12 protein-coding genes and 3 pseudogenes are annotated in these 20,822 nt (G+C 69.9%); 6 read left to right on the top strand and 9 right to left on the bottom strand.

What is annotated here, in order from left to right:
• Window positions 1-61: 61 nt before the first annotated feature.
• A complete protein-coding gene (locus tag BS75_RS32245) occupies window positions 62-505 on the top strand; it encodes a winged helix-turn-helix transcriptional regulator (protein ID WP_034090762.1) in 444 nt (147 codons plus the stop codon).
• Window positions 506-571: 66 nt separating this feature from the next.
• On the opposite strand, the gene BS75_RS32240 is transcribed toward BS75_RS32245, so the two are convergent.
• Window positions 572-1,414, bottom strand: coding sequence for an IS5 family transposase (locus BS75_RS32240; protein ID WP_034090761.1), 843 nt, complete (start codon window positions 1,412-1,414; stop codon window positions 572-574).
• A gap of 381 nt (window positions 1,415-1,795) precedes the next feature.
• Window positions 1,796-2,686, bottom strand: coding sequence for an alpha/beta fold hydrolase (locus BS75_RS32230; RefSeq protein ID WP_034090759.1), 891 nt, complete (start codon window positions 2,684-2,686; stop codon window positions 1,796-1,798).
• A gap of 87 nt (window positions 2,687-2,773) precedes the next feature.
• Here BS75_RS32230 and BS75_RS32225 point away from each other — a divergent pair, with 87 nt between their 5' ends.
• Together BS75_RS32225 and BS75_RS43590 are read left to right on the top strand one after the other, a co-directional pair.
• Entirely contained in the window at window positions 2,774-3,250 is a 477-nt protein-coding gene (locus BS75_RS32225) for a MarR family winged helix-turn-helix transcriptional regulator (protein ID WP_034090726.1), read from the top strand.
• A gap of 76 nt (window positions 3,251-3,326) precedes the next feature.
• Window positions 3,327-3,527: pseudogene (locus BS75_RS43590) on the top strand (transposase); the annotation flags it as partial.
• A 67-nt stretch (window positions 3,528-3,594) separates the two neighbouring features.
• Here the strand turns inward: BS75_RS43590 and BS75_RS32215 are convergent.
• Together BS75_RS32215 and BS75_RS50860 are read right to left on the bottom strand one after the other, a co-directional pair.
• Window positions 3,595-4,029 (bottom strand): transposase, encoded by a 435-nt coding sequence (locus BS75_RS32215; RefSeq protein WP_408022603.1) that lies wholly within the window; start codon window positions 4,027-4,029, stop codon window positions 3,595-3,597.
• Window positions 4,030-4,034: 5 nt separating this feature from the next.
• Window positions 4,035-4,391 (bottom strand): annotated as a pseudogene (locus tag BS75_RS50860) (IS3 family transposase); the annotation flags it as partial.
• A 68-nt stretch (window positions 4,392-4,459) separates the two neighbouring features.
• Between BS75_RS50860 and BS75_RS32210 the strand changes: the two are divergent.
• Together BS75_RS32210 and BS75_RS32205 are read left to right on the top strand one after the other, a co-directional pair.
• Window positions 4,460-5,557 (top strand): integrase core domain-containing protein, encoded by a 1,098-nt coding sequence (locus BS75_RS32210; RefSeq protein ID WP_034090758.1) that lies wholly within the window; start codon window positions 4,460-4,462, stop codon window positions 5,555-5,557.
• A gap of 548 nt (window positions 5,558-6,105) precedes the next feature.
• Window positions 6,106-6,522, top strand: a complete 417-nt coding sequence (locus tag BS75_RS32205) for a nuclear transport factor 2 family protein (protein WP_034090757.1) — start codon at window positions 6,106-6,108, stop codon at window positions 6,520-6,522.
• Between the two features lie 616 nt (window positions 6,523-7,138).
• Here the strand turns inward: BS75_RS32205 and BS75_RS32200 are convergent.
• The 3 genes and pseudogenes from BS75_RS32200 to BS75_RS51685 all read right to left on the bottom strand — a co-directional run.
• Window positions 7,139-7,864, bottom strand: a pseudogene (locus tag BS75_RS32200) (IS5 family transposase); the annotation flags it as partial.
• A 239-nt stretch (window positions 7,865-8,103) separates the two neighbouring features.
• A complete protein-coding gene (locus BS75_RS32195) occupies window positions 8,104-8,391 on the bottom strand; it encodes a hypothetical protein (RefSeq protein ID WP_034090756.1) in 288 nt (95 codons plus the stop codon).
• The gene (locus BS75_RS51685; protein ID WP_052069910.1) at window positions 8,388-15,404 is read right to left on the bottom strand and encodes a LamG domain-containing protein; all 7,017 of its coding nucleotides are present in this window, start codon (window positions 15,402-15,404) and stop codon (window positions 8,388-8,390) included. The genes BS75_RS32195 and BS75_RS51685 overlap by 4 nt, the downstream gene beginning before the upstream one ends.
• A gap of 1,366 nt (window positions 15,405-16,770) precedes the next feature.
• Here BS75_RS51685 and BS75_RS32185 point away from each other — a divergent pair.
• Complete coding sequence (locus BS75_RS32185) at window positions 16,771-17,571, top strand: IS5 family transposase (protein ID WP_152646211.1); 801 nt, start codon at window positions 16,771-16,773, stop codon at window positions 17,569-17,571.
• 14 nt (window positions 17,572-17,585) lie between these two features.
• On the opposite strand, the gene BS75_RS32180 is transcribed toward BS75_RS32185, so the two are convergent.
• A complete protein-coding gene (locus tag BS75_RS32180) occupies window positions 17,586-18,080 on the bottom strand; it encodes a hypothetical protein (protein WP_152646212.1) in 495 nt (164 codons plus the stop codon).
• A 180-nt stretch (window positions 18,081-18,260) separates the two neighbouring features.
• Entirely contained in the window at window positions 18,261-20,399 is a 2,139-nt protein-coding gene (locus BS75_RS49580; RefSeq protein ID WP_063776578.1) for a beta-propeller fold lactonase family protein, read from the bottom strand.
• Window positions 20,400-20,822 lie beyond the last annotated feature (423 nt).

Below are 20,822 nucleotides of genomic sequence, written 5' to 3'. Positions count from 1 at the left end.
TCTAATCGGGAAGTAGGCACTTCCGAGTTCGTAGGGCACCTGCAGGTGAGAGGAACGGTCCATGGCGACGATGACGGCGGCCCAGCAAAGGGCACAGGCCAAGGTGGAGTACGACGCCTTCGTGGCGGCCTGTCCCAGCCGCAAGCTGCTCGACCGGATCTCCGACAAGTGGGTCACGCTGATCCTGGCCGGGCTCGGCAGCGACAGCGCGCATGAGCCCGGCGCCGACTGCGCCGGCGAGCCCCGGGTGATGCGCTACTCGGAGTTGCAGCGCCTGCTGGCCGGCGTCAGCCAGAAGATGCTCACCCAGACGCTGCGCTCCCTGGAGCGCGACGGCCTGGTGTCCCGCTCCGTAGTGCCGACCGTGCCGGTCACGGTCTCCTACGAGCTGACGGATCTCGGCCTGTCGCTGTACGAGATGATGCGGGGCCTCAAGGCCTGGGCCGAGGTGCACATGGACGATGTGCTCGCCAACCGCCAGACTTACGAGACCCGCGTCGCCTGAACCACAACAGGGTTGCTGACCAGCGGGAACAGTCTGCGCGTAAGAGGCCGGGCAGATGGGCGGGGCTCAAGGACGTCCCTTCGGGCGCTCGTCCCAGCGGTGGGTGGTGCAGGCCCGGCGGATCAGGCTACGAACGGTGATGATCGTGTCCGCGAGGTCGAAGAAGGCGTTGGCGACAGTCGCACGGCGCTCGTAGCAGCGGGCAATTCGGTGGAAGGCGTTCTGCCAGGCGTGCGTGCGCTCGACGTGCCACCGCTCGCTGGCCTGGATCGGCGCCCTCTCGCCCTTGTGCGCGATGCGGCCGTGCAGGTTGCGGGCGGTCAGTTCGGTGCGGGTCCTGTCCGAGTCGTAGCCGGCATCCAGGTGCACGGTGATGTCGTCGGGCATCGGTCCCAGATCCTCCAGCAGGTCCAGAGTCGCGGCGAGCAGCGGGGAGTCGTGGCGGTTCGCTCCGGCGAGGACCCTGCCGAGCGGGATTCCGTAACCATCTGTCATGCCCGAGCGTTTGAGCCCTTGCTTGCCGCGGTCGACCGCTGAGCGTCCAGCGACCTCGCCGCCGCCGGGGGCCTTGGTGATCGAGCCGTCGACGGCGATCCGGTCAAGCTCCAGCCCGACGATCCGGTCGTAGGACTCCAGCGCAATCTGCTTGAGCCGCATGAAGACGCCGAGGGAGATCCACTCGTCGCGGCGGTTGCGGATGGTGGTCGCCGAGCAGGTGGTGTCGGCGATCGCCTGGTAGGAGCAGCCGAACCGCAGCAGTTGCAGCAGCTTGTCGAACACGATCCGGTCGCCGATGCGGGGACGATGGCAGCCCAGCGGGTGGGCCGGATCGACCGCGGGACGCTCGGGCAGCAGCGCCGCGAATTGGCCCCACAACGGGTCGGTCAGCCATGCTGGAAGAACGGGCACAGGTCTCCCCAGTGATCACAGAGCGTCGCAACTCAATAATCACGGAGACCTGTGCTCGCCTCACTACCTGGGTGCCGCACCCGCCTATCTGCGCAGGCTCTAAATCTTTCGATTTACACGGCTCTTGTCGTCCTGGTCACCAGACGATGGGGACCCAGTTCACCCAGGCCCAGTGCTCGAAGAACCTCGGTCTCAGCTTGACGACCATCTCCCACTGGGCATGGGCCTTCCTGCGGCCCCGCAGGCGTTTGTACTTGTTGCGCGACCACCGCATCACGTAGCTATTCACATGGGGTTGCGAGCGGGCCCGCCGCGGCGCGAGGCCGCGTCAGCGGCAGGCTGGAGAGGGCACGTGGGGTGGCGATGCAGGGACTCGGCCGTTCAGCGGCTCCGGTCGACGCGGTCGACGAAGTCGCCGACCGCGGTGGCGAAGGCGGCGGGCGCCTCCTGCGCGACGAAATGCCCGACGTCCGGGATCGTGACCGCGGTGACGTCGCCGGCGACCTGGCGCATCGTCTGCTCGGTGAAGGGGGCGTTGATGCCGTCGACGGCGAGCACGGGAACGGTCAGCGGCCGCGACTCGGCCAGTGCCCGCATCCGGTTGCCGCCGGTCAGGGAGGAACGGTAGAGCCCCTCGGTGCCGCGCCAGCCGCCCGGCCGCGCGTAGGTGCGGGCGAACTCGTCAAGGTCGGCCTCGGTGACCCCGCCCGGCACCACCGTCATCACCGAGACGGCCCAATCGAGCATCACTCGCTCGCGGCCGGCCAGGAACAGCTCCGCAATTCCCGGGGCGGCCAGGAATCCCACGTGCCAGGAGCCGCCGTTCCTCACGTCGGCCAGCATCTCCCAGCCGTACCCCGGAAGGGTGGTCTCGACGCCGGTGAAGCTGAGGACGTCGCCGGGGTGCGTGGCCGCGAACGCGAAGACCGGCCCGCCGCTGATGTCCTGGCAGGTCACGTGCACGGGCCCGACGCCGAGGTGGGCGACCAGCCGGTGCAGGTCCTCCGCCATGGTGGCCAAGTCGTGGTCGCCGTCGGCGATGCCGGAGTCGCCGAAGCCGCGCAGGTCGACGGCGAACACCCGGTGGGTGGCGGCGAGCAGCGGGATGACGTCGCGGAAGGCCCACCAGGACTCCGGCCACCCGTGCACCAGCAGGATCGGGGAGCCGGTGTCGCCCGCCGAGACGTAGTGCAACGTGGTGCCGTTGACCTCGGCGGTGTGGTGCGTGATGCCCGCCACGGCGGGGGAGGCGGTCACGGAAGAGCTGGTCATGCGATGACTCCCATGATAGACAATCAGGTTGACTCCAGTGTTGGTCAACCTGGTTGTCCAGGTCAAGGGAAGATCTAGACTGTGGTCATGTCCTCACGATCCGGCGCCGATCTCGCCCTGCTGCTCCTGGGCAGCTATCGCAATCTGGTGGACGAAGTGGTCCGGGAGCTGGCGACCCGGGGATACCCCGACGCCCGGCCGTCGCACGAGTACGCGATCCGGGCCATCCGAGCCGGCGCCGACAGCGCCTCGGACTTGGCCCGCAGACTCGCCATCACCAAGCAGGCCGCGGCGAAGACGATCGCCGCGCTCGTCGAACGCGGGTACGTCACCACCGAGACCGACCCCGCCGACAGCCGCCGCAAGAACATCCGGATCACCGATCACGGGATCGGGCTGATCACCGAGAGCACGGCGATCTTCGACGAGGTGCGGGCCCGCTGGGAAGTGCGTCTGGGCGCCGCTGAACTCGCCGAGCTGGAAACGCAGCTCGCCCAATTCGTCGGCGACTCGCCCATCAACCTCGACGCTCCGGGCTGGGCGGCGGGACAGGAACTGCGCTAGGCGGTGTCGTCAAAGTGATCTTGGATACGGTGGATCATGGCAGAGTGATACGCCGTCATGAACTCACCGACGCCGCATGGGATCTGCGGAGCCCCTGCTGCCAAGGCCGACGAGGGGGCGTCCTCGGCTGGATGACCGGACGGTGCTGAACGGGATTGTGTGGAAGTTCCGGACCGGGGTGCCCTGGCGGGACGTGCCCGCGCGGTACGGCTCCTGGAGGACGCTGCACACGCGGTTCCGGCGCTGGGCCGGAGACGGAACCTTCGACCAGATGCTGCAACGCGATACGAGTGCCCCGGATCGGACGGGGCTTCACCCCGGGTGGTAGACACGGGTTTGTGTGGTTATGCGGCGAGTGCCAGGGTAGCTGACCGCTGCTGCTCGTAGGCGACGGGGCTGACCTGGCCGTTGGTGGAGTGGCGTCTGCGGGTGTTGTAGCGGGTCAGCCAGGCGAAGACGGTGTTCCTGCAGGTCGTGGGGGTGCCGTAGTCGTGGGCGCCCTGGAGCGTCTCGCGTTTGAGGGAGGCGTGGAAGCTCTCGCAGGCGGCGTTGTCCGCGCTGGTGCCCACCGCGCCCATCGACCGGGTGACGCCCAGGTCGGAGCACAGCTCGGCGAAGGCCCGGGAGCCGTACTGCGCCCCGTGGTCGCTGTGGAACACCGCGCCGTCCAGACCGCCGCGGCCCCGGGCCGCCATCCGCAGCGCGTCGGCGACCAGGTCGGTGCGCATGTGGTCCGCGATCGACCAGCCCACGACCTTGCGGCTGAAGCAGTCCAGCACGGTGGCCATACGTACATCCGGGTACCGGTCAGGGTGCGGGTCTCCAGGAAGTCGCAGGCCAGCAGCGCATCAGCCTGGGAGCGCAGGAACGCCGCCCAGGTGGTGCGCTCCCGCTGCGGCGCGGGGTCGATGCCGTGCTCCCTCAAGATCTCCCAGACCGTGGAGGCGGCTACCTTGACGCCCAGGGCAGCGAGTTCGCCGTGGATTCTGCGGTAGCCCCACGAGCTGTTCTCCCGCGCCAGCCGCAGGACCAGGGCCCGGATCGAGCGCAGGGTACGCGGCCGGCCGGGGCGCTTGGGTGCACACGTCGGGGGTGTTCTTGAGTGGGGGTGGCCTGGTCGTCTGCGACGTTGCGCCTGCCGAGAATGCCATCCGCGCAGGTCAACCCCCATTGCAGTCGCTCTATGACGGCGCGGCATGATGGTCGTCCGTGCTACTCCGCTTCGCCTACCTGACCGCGGTCAACGCCTTCGCCGCTCTGCGGCTGCTGCCCATGAGCGACAAGGCCAAGGACGCCGAGATCCTGGCCCTGCGCCACCAGATCACCATCCTCGAACGGCAACTCGGCGCAGCGAAGGTCAGGTTTGCTCCCGAGGACAGGGCCTTCCTCGCCGCACTCCTCACGCCACTCCCCCGCAGCCTCCTGCGCCGGCTCCGCCTCGTGGTCCGACCCGACACCCTGCTGCGCTGGCACCGCGACCTGCTCAGGCGACGGCACGCGAACGCCTCACGGCCCAAACGCCCGGGCCGACCGCGCACCGTACGCTCCATCCGTGCCCTCGTCCTCCGGCTCGTCCGCGAAAACCCTTCGTGGGGCTACCGCAGGATCCACGGCGAACTCACCACGCTCGGCATCAAAATCGCTGCCTCCACCGTCTGGGAGATCCTCAAGGCCGAGGGCATCGACCCCGCTCCGGACAGGTCCTCGACCACCTGGGCCGACTTCCTGCGTTCCCAGGCCGACGCCCTGCTCGCCTGCGACTTCATCGAGACCGTCACCCTCACCGGCCAGCGCCAGTACATCCTCGCAGTCATCGCACACGGCACCCGGCGTGTACGCATCCTCGGCACGACCGCCCATCCCACCGCCGCCTGGGTCACCCAGGCAGCCAGGAACCTCGCAATGGATCTGGAGGACGCCGGCGCGAAGGTCAAATACCTGATCCGGGACCACGACGCGAAGTTCCCCGCCCTGTTCGACCAGGTCCTCGCCGACGCCGGCATCACCACCGTCCTCAGCGGCGTGCGCGTTCCCCGGATGAACTCCATCATGGAACGCTGGGTGCAGACCTGCCGCCACGAACTCCTGGACCGCACCCTCATCTGGAACGAGCACCACCTGCGCCACGCCCTACACGAGTTCGAAACCCACCACAACACCCACCGGGCCCATCAAGCCCTCGCCCAAGCAAGCCCGCTCCGCACAGCACCCGAACCGATCACCGATCCCGATCGCATCGCCCGACTCGACATACGCCGACACGACCGACTCGGCGGCGTGATCCACGAGTACCAACATGCCGCCTGAACTGCACGGATGGGGTTGTCGGCAGGCGCAGGGCCGGACCTGCCCGGCTCCGCGACGGGTGCGCATGCCCGATCCGGCTCCCGGCGAACGGCAGCCGATACCACGGCAGCGCAACCCCGGGGCGTGAAGCCTGTGGGGAACGCACCCGGCCGTGTACTGGCGGGCCGTTGACCGTGTGACGTCATTGAAGGAGGGGCGGCTTCGTGGGTGAGGGTCGGGTTCAGGCTCACCCATTCCGTTGGCCGAGGTTGACCTGACGACAGGTCAACCTCGTTTTCCGGCAGGCATCGTGCGAGTGGGCCCCCTTCGCCGCGTGGTGCGGGCCGGTGTGCGGAGACGATGGCCGCGTGCTGTCGTGTCCGCCGCCCGGACCAGGGGGGAGTCGGCCCTTGTATTCCGGTGGGCGGGGGAACAGGATGGCCCTGTAACCCAAGGTGTCCGAATGATTCGCCTGAGTGATCGGCTCGCGAGCTTCGGATGCCCCGCCGCGTGCCATATGGGCCCAGACCCCGCCGTCGGGCACGGAAACTGCGCCACAGGAGGACTTCATGTCCGAGCAGTCCAACATCTCGACGGTCCAGGACCTGTTCGCCGCCCTCAACAAGGGCGACCTCACCCACATCGAGGCAGAGTTCCTGCACGAGCAGGCCAGCGTCCACGTGCCCGGCCAGCACCCGCACGCCCGCAAGCACACCGGCAAGCAGGGCGTCCTGGACTTCTACCGCAACGTGCGCAAGCAGACCGACCACGTCACCTTCGACGTCGAGAACATCGCCGCCGCCGGCAACCAGGTCCTGGTCGAGCTGCACATCCAGGCCCACCGCACCACCGGCTCCCCGGCGACCTTCGACACCCGCGGGATGAACGCCATCACCTTCACCGACGGGAAGATCAGCGAGATCCGCCAGTACACCGGCGACCAGAGCGCCACCGACACCTACCTCACCCCCGCCGGCCCCAAGTAGCCCCCGTGCGGCGGAGCCAGGGCGCCTTCCCGCACCTCGGTCTCGTGGGTGGTCTATCCAGAAGTGTGCCTGCGTCCTATGCTGGCGGAGCTGCCCCAGACCCCGGCCGTGTGCGCTTGACGTGGGAAAATGCACCGGCTCGGCAGGGGAAGGCAGCACCACGCCACCCTCGCGTACCGCCGGTCGCATCACCCCCGTGCACACGTCCTTGAGTGCTGGGGAAGCGTGGGGCCGCGGGGCGCCGGTGCGGAATTGGGTTCTCCACCGGTGCTGCGCGATGCCGCCGAACTGGGGGGTATCGGCGGCAGGGCGGTCCGTACCGGAAGGCGTCCGGTGCGGGCCGCCCTCTTCCGGCGGCGTTGCTGCCAGGGTCGCCCAGGACGTCCTCGAAGTCGAGGGCCCGGCCGCGCGGAAGCAGGGCCCATGGCCGCTGGCTGTCGACACCGTCGGATCATCGCCGGTGCTGCCAGGGGCCGTGAGGAGTACCCAGACGGGGCAGCCGCTGGTCGGCGGCTGCCCCGCCGCTGCCAGCAGCGGGGGTGCCCCCGGGGCGGCAGGTCAGTGGGCTCGCTCAAGCGGCGATCGGCGCGGGCTGGAACAGGGCGGGGCCCGGCTGCGCGGTTGGTTTCTTACTGGCGGGTGTGCGGGTGAGGCGGCGGGTCATGAGGGTCACGGCCGCCCAGATGATCAGACTCTCGCTGATCTCCGGGCGCCTCTCGTAGTCGCGGCAATGCCGGCGGGCCCGCATCATCCACGAGATCGAACGCTCGACCACCCACCGGCGCGGCAGGATGACGAAGCCCTTCGCCCCGGGTGGGCGTTTGACGGTCTTGATGGTGAGGTTCAGGTAGGTCCTGGCCCAGGTGACGAGCTGCCCGGCGTAGGCGGAGTCGGCCCAGACGATCGCGATCTCCGGGTGCATGATCCTCAATCGGAACAGGACCTCCTTGGCCGCGTCCCTGTCGGTCATCGAGGCCGGAGTCACCATGACCAGCAGCATCAGGCCCCGGGTGTCGACCACCAGGTGCCGCTTCCTGCCCGATATTTTCTTCGCCGCATCGAACCCGCGTGTGGTTTTGGAGACGGTCTCGGCGCCCTTGATGCTCTGGGAGTCGATGATGGCCGCCGCCGCTTTGGGGTTCCTGCCCGAGGCAAGGCGGACCTCGCGGCGCAGGTGGTCGCGGATCAGCCCCATCACCTCGGTGGCCGCCCACCTGGCCATGAACCCGTAAATCGTGCCCCAGGGCGGAAAATCCGCAGGCATAGCGCGCCACTTTATGCCGTTATCGACCAGGTAGCGGATCCCGTCGACGATCTCGCGGCGCGGCCACCGTGACCACCGGACTGCTGCGGCGCCCCGACGTGGCGTTCAAGGCGATGGCGGATGAGACGGCCCGTCAGCAGGTGCCCGCCAGACCCGGACACACCACCACCGTAGACCCATTCGAAGATCCAGATATCAGGTTGAGAAACGGGCACTATGGCCGGGTCGCTGTACGGAGCACCGCCCCGCCCACGCCGCCGCCTCGTTGTTCCGTTGGGGGGCTTGCGGTGGGGCGTGGGCGGTGGTGCGGGTGGTGGTCAGGTCACGGTGAAGGGGGTGGGTCCGGCCAGGACGGTGTAGGCGTCGTTGAGGAGGTACCAGGCGGCGTAGTTGCCGGGGTTGGCGAGGCTGCCGGCGGTGGTGGTGAAGGTCAGGCTGCCGCTGGTGGTGGGGGCGTACTGGTAGGTGAGGGACTCCCCGGTGCCGGGGGTCACTCCGGTGGGGTAGATGCCGATCCAGTTCTTGGTGCCGGCGGTGGCCGGGGCGGTGGCGTACTGGAAGGTGATGGTTGCCCCGTGGGCGAGCGTGCTGGCGCTGGCGGTCAACGTGCCGGCGGGGGCCGGCGCGGGGCCGGGGCCGGGGTCGGCGCGGGGGTGAGGGTCGGGGTCGGCGCGGGGGTGAGGGTCGGGGTGGGTGCCGGGGTGGGGATGTTGTAGTAGGCGGCGAGGCGGGTGGTGATGGTGTCGGTGTAGGGGGTCAGGGTGGTGAACTGGGTGGCGATGAGGGTCTTGGCGGCGGTGGTGAGGTCGGCCAGGTTGCTGGTGGCGCCGACCATGTGGGGTTCGAGTTGCTTCATCAGCTGGTAGTCGCTGGTGATGCCCAGTGCGCCCAGGGCGCTTCCCAGCGAGGCGGTGGTGCTGGTGGTGTCCTGGACGCGGCTGACGAAGGTGACGCGGTGCAGGATGCGCCAGCAGGGGGGTTTGCGGTCGCTCTGGCGGGCCTTGGCCAGTTCCTTGGCATTGGGGTCGTTGCTGGTCTCGATCCACTGGGGGTCGATGACCTTGCCGTAGAAGTCCTCGTAGTTGTCGCTGGAGGTGTCCAGGTAGAAGGACATGAACCGGTAGGCGTCGACGCGTCCGGGGACCAGGACGGGCTGGTTGTTGGCGTCGAAGACGGGGTCGGTGCCGTTGTACTTCTGCAGGTTGTGCCCCGGCTGGGCGACGACGTCCAGGCTGAAGGTGCGGGTGGCGTCCTTGGTCTTGCGGCGCGTGACGCTGTAGCCGCCGCCCAGGGTGGCCTCGAAGCCGGCCTTGAAGCCGACGGGGCCGATCTCGACCTCGAAGCCGGTCTGGAAGGTCGCGCTGCCGCTGACGCTGTAGTCCCCGGCGGTGGACTGGGTGACCTGGTCGGTGGTGGCGGTGGTCTCGGCGAACAGCCCGCCGGCCGCGGTCCACACGTAGGTGTTGACGATGTTGCGCCGCGCGGCGGACTTGTTGGCCGCGCGCCCCGCCGCCGGGTCGCTGCCGCCCGAGGTCAGGCCGGTACTGCTGCCGGTGCCGCCCATCATGCCCTTCAGTACCCGGTCGGCCGCCGCAGCCACCGGGTCGGGGGCGTGGGTGTCGGTGGACACCGACTCGTAGAAGCCCTGGAGCTGCTGCTCCTCGCGCTGGATGCGGCGCTTGATCGCGTACGCCTCGCGGGGCCGGTAGTAGCTGTAGGCGCCGCCGTCGCCGGCGTTGGGGAAGGACGGGTCGGCAAAGGGCTGCAGGGTCGCTGCGGTGCCCTGGGCGCTGTAGCCGACCAGGCCGTCCAGGGTGCCCTGCTTGGTGTAGCGGGGGTTGATCGGGAACGCGATGACGTTCCAGTCCCGGGGGATGTCGGGGTTGGGCACCATCCGGTAGGCCACCAGGACCCCGCTGTGGGCCAGGCGCAGCGCGTACTGGTCGGCGGTGTCGGACTGCACGATGGCGAAGCCGGTGTTGGCCGGGGCCCAGCGCCGGCCGGCGGTGGGGTTGAGCTGGGCGGTGGGGTCGGTGGGCTCCCAGTGGCCGGCCAGGGTGACCGAGCTGGTGCGGGTGGTGGTGGCGCCCTGGCTGACCTGGGTGTCGTTGCTCCAGCTGTTGGAGTACTTCATCTCGACGGTGCCGCCGGCGCTGGCCTTGAGGGAGCTGAGGGGTTTGGCGGTGCCCGCGCCGAGCGGGGCGGCGACGACGAACGTGTCGTCGCCCACCGAGCCCTCGAAGGTGGCTTTGGCGGAGGCGTCGACGCTGGTCTTGCTGTCCGAGGAGATCGTGTTGGCGACGGTGTTGGCCTGCACGAAGCCGACCGTGGACGCGCCGCTGTAGTCGTCGGCGGTACCGGCGATCAGGTTCTCCGAGGGGACCGGCGGGGCGCCCTCCAGGTAGCCGACCAGCTGCGGGTTGAACTGGGCCTGCCCGACCCAGGTGGTGGTCAGGTCCCCGACCTTGAAGCCCGTGGTCAGCACCCAGGAGGTGCCGCGCAGCGAGGTGTAGGACCTCTTCATGACGCCGATCGTCTTGCCGTGGGCGTCGCGCTGCAGGTCGGCGTACTCCGAGGCGCTGGGGGTGCCGGTGACCAGGGCGCTGAAGGGGGTCAGGGTGCCGGTCAGCGCGGAGCGGACCTCGGCGGTGTCGTCGGAGATCGGTGCGGTGGACAGGACGATGCCCGGGGCGGTGGCCGAGGGGGTCAGGTCGCAGCCCTGCAGTCCGGCGTCGGTGACGGTGGCGCCGGGGACGGTGGAGGCGTTGTCGAAGGGGTAGTAGGCCATCAGGTCGCCGCGTTCACCGCGCAGGCGGGTGAACATGTTGTCCAGGAGCTGTTCCTGGGTGCGGCAGGTGCGCCAGACCCGCAGTTCGTCCAGCGCGCCGGTGAGGACCTCGGTGGGCTGGCCGGAGGCGTCCGTCCTCGCGGCAGCGGTGACCTGGTTGGGGCCCATGACGGTGAGATCGTCGATGACGGTGTCCAGGACGGCGATGCTGGGGTTGCCGCTGTGGTAGAAGGTCAGGCTGTTGCCAGCCGGGTCGGGCGTGCGCACCCGGAGCGGGCCGCGGACCTGGGCGGGGTAGGAGTCGCAGCCGTCGGCGGTGGTCGCGCCGGCGCTCTCGTGGAAGCCCCACCAGGCCACCAGGCCCTGCGACTTGGCGGTGACCGGCGCACCGATCTGGCCCTTGTCGCGGGCCACGTTCCAGATCCGCGCCTCGGCCAGGGTGCCGCGCAGGCCGAGCGCCGACGTGCTGATCCGGTAGCGGCCGATCTCGCAGTTGGCGTCGTTGCCCACAGGTTTGGGCCCGCCGTACGTCTGCGGGTCGCCGCCCACGACCTGGCCGTTGATGTAGAAGCGGATGCCGACGGTGCCGGACTTGTCCTCGCCGCTCTTGCGGGTCACCGCAACCTTTGTGAACACCCCCGCCTTGAGGACGCTGCCCGAGCGGAAGACCTGCTGCTGGCCCCTGCCCCCGGCGCCGGACTCGAAGGTGAACGCGAGCTGGCCGTCGGACTCGACGTAGAAGCTGTAGGGCACGGCTGAGGCCGCCTTGCCCGAACCGATGGCGCCCTTGCCGATCAGGCCGTGGACGGTGCCCAGGGTGTCGAGCCGGACGAACGCCTCCAGGGTCAGGTCGTCGACCAGGTCCAGGCCGTCGGGGCCGCCCGCGTCCAGGTAGCCGTCCCCGTCCATGGCCATCGCCCAGTCCTGGCGGAACGCCATCGCCACATGGGACCAGTCGCCTGCGGGGAACGCCTCCTGGCTGCGGAAGAACTGCGTGCCGACACCGGCTGCCAGCGAGAAGCCGCGCTGGGCGCTCTGGGTCAGGATGGGCTTCCCGACCATGATCCCGTCGTGGCCGTTGCCGGAACGGTCCACGGTGGAGGCGCCGGGGAAGCTCCAGTAGCCCAGCAGTCCGGGCTCCTGCCCGCTGAGCTGACGGTTCACGAACGCCGCGATCTCGTCCGGAGTGCGGACCCGACCCCACAACCGGTACTCGTCCACGATGGCATCCGCGGCCCAGCCCCCGCCCCAGCCGGCGACGCCCAGCATGGTGCGCCCGGCCCCGGAGTACGGGGCGTTCGCCTGGCCCTGGGCGACCTGGATCCCGTCGCAGTACAGGGTGCGGATCCCGGTGGACACGTCGAAGGAGGCCGACCAGCAGTGCCAGCCCAGGTCCACGGCCAGCGACGGGGTGGCCAGCTCGTCGCCGGACCAGCCGAAGAGCATCTGGTTGGCCTGGTTGAAGCCCAGGTACAGGTTCGGATCCGTCATAGTGAGGCCGCCGTGTCCGAACAGCGTGTCCTGGCGGCCGCCGTTCAGGCGCCTGGCCCACACCTCGATGGTGAAGCTCTGCCCGGCCAGGGCGATGCCGCTGCCGCAGTCCACCCAGCTGCTCCCGTCCAGGGCAAAGGCGCTGGTGGGCGCGCCCGGTTCCAGGGCCAGGGTGTAGGGGGCGCCGGGGACGGCGGCGTGCCAGATCCGGGACCGGCTGCTGGTCATGGACGGGTTCACCCACGCCTCCACCGTCAGGTCGGCCGGCGAGGTGACCTTCGGCCAGCCGGCCTGCGGCAGGCTGAGGTACTGGGCCTTGCCGTCGAAGGACAGCGCGCGCCCCGGAGAGTTGCCGTGCCAGCGCGGAACCAGCGGGCCCGCCCCGTCGGCGGCGGCCCCGTTGGGCACCGGCGCACTCGGGTTGAGGAGGTTCACGCCCACGATCTGCGAGCCCCGGTCCAGCACCGCGCCCACCGTGGTGCAGGTCGCGGTCGCATAGTCGTACAACGCGGTCCGCAGCTGCTGGCCGACCGTGCCGCTCAAGTCGCCGTTCGCAGTGACGGTGATCTTGTTGGCTCCGGCCGACACCGCCGCGGCCACGGTGCGGACCTGGCCGCCCACGGAGATCGCCGCGCCCGCGGCCAGGGGTTGGGTCAGCGCGGCGGCCAGTTCGATGATCTGGCCCTGGGCCGAGCCGACGGTGCCCAGGACGGTGCCCGGCGGGCGGACCCCGTTCAGCACCTGCGCGAAGGCGGTGGCCTGGCGCGGGACGCCGGGGAACGTCTCGGTGACCGCACCGGCGGTGACCGTGACCTGGCACAGGTCGGCGGTGGCGCCGTCGGCGACGCTCAGCGCGAAATCGGCCAGTGTCGCGGCGCTGTCGCGCGCCAGCAGCGTCAGCTGACCGGTGCCCACCGCGATCGTCCGCGTCGCCCGCGAGACGTCGGCGGCGTAGTAGGCCGAGAAGAACTGCCCGTTCCCGCCTCGGAAGTACAGCACCACGTCACCGGTCGAACTCTCCAGCAAGGAGGGCGCGTCTGTGGTCCACGCGAACGTCAGCAGCGACGCGTACACACTCAGGCCCTCGCGGTCGGTGGAGACCTTGGGCATGGCTAGCACCACCTCCGAACCGCCCTGCATCCCTCCCGTCAGCGTCGCCAGCGCCTGCTGCGCCGCAGCCAGCTGCGCCTGGTCGAAACCCAGCCGGTCGGCGGCCAGCCGCAGCGGCGGCACGGTGCGCACCAGGAGGGCGCGCTGCTGGTCGCGGAAGCTGAAGCGGGCGATGTCGGCGATGTAGTTCAAGGTGGGCTGCAACAGGTCGGCCTGCGCCTGGTCGGTCGCCAGTTGGGTCTGCGCCGCCGTGACGCGGTTCTGTGCAGCGGTGATCGTGTCCAGGTTCTGGGTGGGGGCGGGCTTGCCGACCTCGGCCAGCGGCACCAGGGTCGGTACCATGGCCAGCCGCCCGTCGCGCGTCAGCGCGAAGTCCACCGTGGCCACGTAGCGGCGGTCCGCCGACCCGCCGGTGGGCGCCGGACCCGTTGTGGCGCAGGCCAGCAGCACCCGGGCCTGTCGCTTCTCTTGTGTGGGCGCGGCGCCGTAGCCGGTGGGGGCGGGCTCCTGCTGGAAGTAGAGCGTCGCGGCCAGCGGCCCGGCCGCCTGGCGCACGGCCGTGCTGGGGCCGAAGGTGAACACGTCCCGCGACAGGCCCGGGCCGTCCCCCGCCGGCGCGTCCGAGGCCACCCACACCGGGCCGTTCAGCATCGCGGGCGAAGCGTTGTCGCACTGGTTCGCGGTCAGGCCGCCCGCGCCCTCGTCGAACCGGTAATAGGTCACCAGGCCCGGTTCTATGCCCACCAGGCGCCGGCCGCGGTCGGCGAAGTCCGCCGCCGTGCGGGCCCGGTTCCACAGCCGCACCTCGTCGATGTCCCCGACGAACTGCTCGACTACCTGGCCCGCCACGCTGCGGCTGCCCAGGTAGTCCACGCAGGACGGTCCCACCGCCACCGGCACCGCGCCGGTTCCCACGCTCACGCCGTTGACGAAGAGCGTGACCGTCAACTGGTCGAACACCGCCGCCACATGCGTGTAGACGCCCATCGTCAGCGCCTGCGAGCCGGTCACACTCCAACCGCCACTGCCCTGGCCGATCCACAGCCGGCCCGAAGCATTCACCCCCAGGTGGAATCCGTCCGCGCGGCTCTCGTCGTAGGTGGCCGCGATCGTTCCCGACGGCATGGTGGGCCGCACCCACGCCTCGAAGGTGCACGCGCCCGTCCCGGCCGCCATGTTGATGTTCACCAGTTTCAGCACGCACGGCGGCCCCGCCGAGAACCGCAGCGCGGTGCCCGCCCGGTCGGTCGAGGCCGGCACCGGCACCAGCGGAAGCCTGGTGTTCGGGTCGATCCCCGGCTCCCGCTCCAGCACCGAGGACGCGAACCTGGGGTCCGGACTCGTGTACAGCTGGGTGCCCGCGATGTTGAACAGCCCGTCCTTGCCCTGCTCGCAGCTGAACGAGTCGATCTGCCCCTTGGCCGTGTTGTTCACGAACAGCTGCCAGCGCGAGACCCCGTCCACCGCGGTGGGCAGCAGCAGCACCGCGAACCCGCCGTCCTGGACCCGCCGCACGAACGAGAGCTTGCTCGTGGGCTCGTAGAACAGCTTCCCGTCCATGTCCCGGGTGCCCAGCGTGTCCGTGCCCTCGGCGGCCGGGGCGAACTTGCTGCGGCTGCGCTGGTAGCGCACCTCGACCACCGGCTTGAGGACCGAGCCCACCAGCACGAACCGGTCCACCAGCAGTGAGGCGTCCACCGGCGCGATCTTCGCCGGATTCGGCCCGGTGGTCATCGTGTAGTCGGTGCGCGCCGGATCCCCCGACAGCGCGGTCCCCGACGTCTGGAACACCGCGTTCGGGTCGTCCGCGCCGATCGACTGCCGGAACACCAGGATGTACCGGCCGTCGGAGACCACCTGGATCGGCGCCGCCGCGGTCAGCCGCGCCGTGCTCGACAGGAACGGATCGCTCTCACCCGCGAACAGCTTCTCCGGCGCCGTCTCGACCCGGCTGCCCTTCTTGACCGTCGGCATCACCATCGCCACCGGCGCCGGCGACCCCGGGTCGACGATCTCCGAGGGGAACGCCAGCAGGCCCGGATCCGCGTTCCAGTACGCCGCATCCAGCGGCCCGCGCACATCCTGGGCCGACTCCAGGTCCAGCACGCTGTAGTAGATCCGCTGCTGGTTGTCCATCGCGAACGCCACCGTCGTGCCGCCGTGACGCACCGTCGTCGTCGACACGTACGCCTTGTCCCGGTAGACCTTCGTCAGTGTTCTGTCCTGCATCAGCCACACTCTCCTCGACCGCAGAGCCCGCCCCCACGGCGGACCGCCTGTGAACGCCCACCACAAGGACGTCGAAAGACACGTGGTCGCCGGCCCCGGCAGGCACACCGGCACCAAGCGATCCACGAGCGCACCACACCTCAGGACCACCCGTGCCACACACTTCGACACCGAGCACTCTGCGAACGGAAGAGCAGGAACGAGAACCGAAAGGCCGACTCCGGGAAGGCCGAAGACACGACAACTACCCTGTTGAACAACGGATCTGACCGTGCACCCTGCGGTCGCTACCCTGGCATATCCACCCGCCTCACCGCAGTAGAACAACAACCCCAGCCGTTCGGTCCGTCGGCGCTCCGCGCAGTTGTCCGCTTCCAGTCCACAGACTGGCCACCTGAGGACTTGACACCCCGTCCTCCAGAGCCTGGACCGACCCGGCCGCCGTCGCACTGACCTATCAGTCCGCTCCCAAAACACCGCCATCGGCTCCAGCTGCGAACCCTGACGGCAGGCACGACCGCCACGATCACTGGCTTGTGCCGCTGTTGAACCCACCCCTTGTGAACCTATGCCGGCATCGGGACGGGATCGGCATCGACGGCGGAGCTCCGGAACACCCGAGGCAGCGGCTGCAGGGTTCGGCCGCCGCACAGAAACAAGACCGCTGACGGTGCGGGCAGAGGTGTGCGATGCCGGTCCAGAACGGGCACCGTCGATTGCAGAGCGGCCCTTGGATCTCCCAATGGGGAGACCGAGAAGCCCCACCTGCACTACGTCGTAGCTCTGACCGAGGTGTTCCATGTCCCCCAACCGCCTCGCCTTTGATGAGGATCTCGGCAATCGGCCAGGGTCGCTCGTCAGCCCGCTTCGTCCGTCGGTCAGGGAAGTGGGGTGCTCCGCTGAGCGCCGTTGCTGGTCCGCCTGGTCGGGAGGCGTCGGTCTTTGGCGGGTGTGGCAGGACGCCCCCTGCCACGGTGGCAGGGGGCGTCCTTGGCTGTGCGGAGCGGGGCGAGGACGCGGTCTTGTCCCGGGGTCTTCGCGCGCTGGTGTAGCCCCGCGTTGATCCTTCGGGAGGTCAGGCTTGAGTCGAGGTTGCCCGGCCGGACCGTTCATGGTGAACGGTCCGGCCGGGGCTCGGGTCTATGTGCCTGATATTCAACCGAATGTGGCGTGTGGCGGGGGCGCACTGGAGGATCCGCGCATGAAGACAGGGCCTTCTGCGTAGCTCAGAGGATGTCGAGTCCGAACGAGCACGCTGGAGGCCCTGTTGCCCCTTTTGTACGCGCCCGCTGTCGATGAGCGCAACTCAGCTGTCCTGTCGTGTACTTGTGTCGCTCACCAGTACGGAAACGCTGGCAATCGTGCGATGCGTCGGCCGGCCTATCCCACGGATCTGACGGACGCGCAGTGGCGGGCGATCGCCCCGTCTCTTCCGCTGCCCGCCTGGATGCAGGGCCGTGGCGGCCAGCCGGAGGGCTACTGCCACCGCGAGATGATCGACGCGATGCTCTACGTCGACGACAACGGCACCAAGTGGCGCGCGCTGCCGGTGGACTTCCCGCACTGGGCGGCGGCCTACCGGTTCTTTCGACGCTGGCGCGACCAGGGCCTGCTGAAGGTGCTGCACGACCGTCTGCGCCGGCGCTGCCGCGAGAAGCAGGGCCGCCCGCCGGAGCCGACAGCCGCGGTCATCGACGCACAGTCCCTGCGGGCCGCGGAGACCGTCGGCGCAGACAGGCGCGGTTACGACGGGGCCAAGAAGGTCAACGGGACCAAGCGGCACATCGCGGTGGACACCACGGGCCTGCTGCTCGACGTGGTGGCCACCGCCGCCGACGTCCAGGACCGCGACGGCGCGATGCCACTGCTGGAACGCCTGCACCGCGCATGCCCGCGCGTCAGCCACGTGTGGGCCGACGGCGGCTACGCGGGCCGACTGGTCACCTGGACGAAGGAGAAGCTGCGGCTACAGCTGGAGATCGTCAAACGCACCGACGACATGAAGGGCTTCGTCGTCCTGCCACGCCGCTGGGTGGTGGAGCGCACACTGTCGTGGATCGTGCGACGACGACGCTGCGTGCGCGACTACGAACGCCTGCCGACCAGCCACCAGGCCATGGTCCACTGGGCGATGACGCTCGTCATGGCCCGCCGCCTCGCCCGCTGAGCACCCAGGCCCGCCTACCGCAACCCCGTGCCGGCCCGGAACACCCCGGCCGACTCCTCCACCGCCCAGCCGCGGTCCACCAGCCGCTTGAGCTTCGCACGCACACCCTCGACCTTCGAGGCACTGGGCTCCAGCCCCAGAAGCACGGCCAACTCCCTCGCCCGCACCGGTGCCACCGCATCCCGCAAGGCCAGCCACAACCGCTGGTAGTGGTCGGGAAGCGCGGCCACCGTCAGGTCCTCACGCCAAGGCGGCAGACTCACCGCGCAGGCGGTCCCACCCCCTACCGTCCCGGCCGGCGACTGCGTGGCCGGGATCTCGGCCTGGACCACGACGGGCCGCCCCGCGACCACCAGTCCCAGCGTCGCCCGGGTAATGGCAACATGCGCCAGCGCCCGCTCGGCCTCCTCCAGATCCGCCGTGACGCGCACGGCCTCCTCCCGCAGGCCATCGATCCGCGCACGGACCGCTACCTCGTGCTCGTCGAGCAAGCTGTCCACCGAAACCACGGCCGCCTCCAAGGGCATCGAGTGACCCGCCATCACTCCATCACTGCCGCACCCGAAGACCGTTCACACACCCAAATTCCCGCTATTTTCCCAGCTCAGCGGCCATATTCGGTTGAATATCAGGAACTATGGTCATGGTTGAGCGGTGGCCGTGCTCCGTTGGTTCGCCGGTTTCGGTGGTCAGCCGATCTGTACGGCTCCGGTGCCGATCGGCAGGGTCGGCAGGGCGACGCCGCCGATGGTGAGTTGCAGGCCGGTGGTGCCGCTGCTGTTCAGGACCTCGGTGGCGGGCAGCGTCACCGGCAGGAGGCCGGCGACGGTGACGGTGGCGGTTCCGGTGACGGTGGCGGTGGTGCCGCCGGTGGCGATGGTGGCGCCGGTCAGGTGGACGTCGAGGTCGATGTTGATGCCGAGCAGGCCCAGCAGTCGGCAGGTGGTGTCGCCGTAGGCGGTGCCGTCGGTGTAGGCCAGGGCGGAGGTGGCGCAGCGTGCGCCGGACAGGTTGACGCCCAGCAGGGATGCGGAGAATCCGCCGTCCATGGCGGCGCTGATCGGTGTCGCGTCGACGACCGGATCGGTGGCCGGGATGGCTTTGAGCTGGTGGGCGGTGGCGGGGGTGAGGGTCCGGGTGGTGGAGTGGCCGTTGCCGCCGGTCTCCGGGGAGACCTCGACCTGGCCGTCTTCGAGTCGGCCGCCGACGGTGGTGGTGTTGTAGGTCAGGGTGACGGTGTCCAGGTGGGGGGCGCAGTCGCCGTGGTCGCCGTTGTCGACGACGGTGATGCTGAACGGGCAGGTGCTGGTGGTTGCGCCGATGGTGCACTGGGCGGTGCCCGCGGCGTAGGCGGTGTTCGGAGCGGTCAGGTAGAACGTGGTGATGGTGGCCTGCTTGATCTTGACGTTCGCATCGTGGTTGTTGTAGGTCAGGTTGCCCTTGATGGTGCCGCCCAGGGTGGTGCGGCGGGCGGTGAAGGAGATGTTCGCGTCGTGGCCGCCGACGTCGATCCGCCCGTCCGCGGTGGCCTTGGCGACCGTGTTGACGTAGGCGTACTTGTCGGCCGTGCTGGTGGCGCTGGTGCCGGCCGGGGTGGTGACGGTGACGTCGACCGGGCCGAGCGTGGAGCGGGCCGGGGCGGTGGCGGTGATCTGGGTGGCGCTGACGACGGTGAACGAGGTCGCGGCCAGGGTGGCGAACTTGACCGCGGTGGCGCCGGTGAAGCCGGTGCCGGTGATGGTGACGCTCGTGCCCCCGGTGACGTCCCCCAGGGCCGGGCTGACGGCGGTCACCGCGGGCGGGGCGGCCGGTGCGGGGACGACGGCTGTCCCGTACGGGCCGGTGAACCCGCTGGCCGTGGCGGTGACGGTGTTGGTCGCGGGGTTGATCACCGAGACGGTGTTGTCATTGAGGTTGGTGGCGTAGACGGCGGTGCCCGAGGGGTCGACGGCGACCTCGGCCGGGCCGTTGCCGACCGGGACGGTGGCGGTGACGGTGCTGGTCGCCGGGTTGATCACCGAGACGGTGTTCCCGCCGAAGTCGGCGGTGTAGGCGAGGGTGCCGGCGGCGTTGAACGCGACGCCGTTCGGGGCGCCCCCGACTGCGATGGTCGCGGTGACGGTGCTCGTCGCGGTGTTGATCACCGAGACGGAGTTGTCGCTGCTGTTGTCGGCGACGTAGGCCAGGGTTCCGGCGGGGTTGACCGCGATGGCGGTGGGGGCGGCCCCGACCGGGATGGTCGCGGTGACCGTGTCGGTTGCGGTGCTGATGACCGAGACCGTGTTGTCGGCGTTGTTGGACACGTAGGCGGTGGTGCCCGACGGGGTCACCGCCACCCCGTTCGGCGCGCTCCCGACGGGGATGGTCGCGGTGACCGTGTTGGTCGCGGTGCTGATGACCGAGACCGTGTTGGCGCCGTTGTCCGTGACGTACGCGGCGGCTCCGGACGGGGTGAACGCGACGGAGAGGGGGCTGCTGCCGACGGGGATGGTCGCGGTGACCGAATTGGTCGCCGTGTTGATCGCCGAGACGGTGCCGTCGCCGAAGTCGGCGACATAGGCGAGGGTGTGGGCCGGGTTGACCGCTATGACGGCGGGGCTGTTGCCGACGGTGATGCTGCCGGTGATCGTGTCCGTGCCGGCGTTGACCACCGAGACGGTGTTCGCGCCGAAGTTGGCCACGTAGACGGTCGAGGCGCCCGCGGCGTGCGCGGCCGGGGCAGCAAGGCCCACCAGGCCCGCAGCGGCCAGGGCGGTCGTGCCGGCCATGGCGGCCAGGCGGCGGCGTAACCGGCTGCCGGAACGCGGACTCGAATACTGCGAGGTCATCGGATCTCCCCTCGGATCCGCGCGCCCCGGTCGGACCCGGCGGGCCCTGGCACCCGCAGCGACACGGTCGTACCTGGGCACGGGAGGACCACTGGGCGACACAGCCCGGCCGAGGTTCGCCGCGCAGTGCCGCCCACGGGTCCGACCGCCGCCGCGAGCAGGATACGGGGCTGCGACGGTCCAGGGCCGTCCTGCAGCCGCAGGCGAACCCTGATATGTCCACAACAATCATTAGCGCAAAGCCGCCCCGCTGTCATCCCTCTGGACCCTGGCATCGGGGGCACGTTGGTGAAGTGATCGGCCGTGACCACGGCGCTGGTGCCGCCGGGGTGGTGCGGACCGTGCCCGGCACCGGTCGCGGTTTCGCTGATCCGGGATCCCTACCCCGGGCCCGGTCTGCGGCTATTTCTGAGCATTTTCGAT

The sequence above is a fragment of the Streptacidiphilus albus JL83 genome (assembly GCF_000744705.1).
Lineage (GTDB): Bacteria > Actinomycetota > Actinomycetes > Streptomycetales > Streptomycetaceae > Streptacidiphilus > Streptacidiphilus albus.
This window is presented reverse-complemented; position numbering and strand designations above follow the sequence as displayed.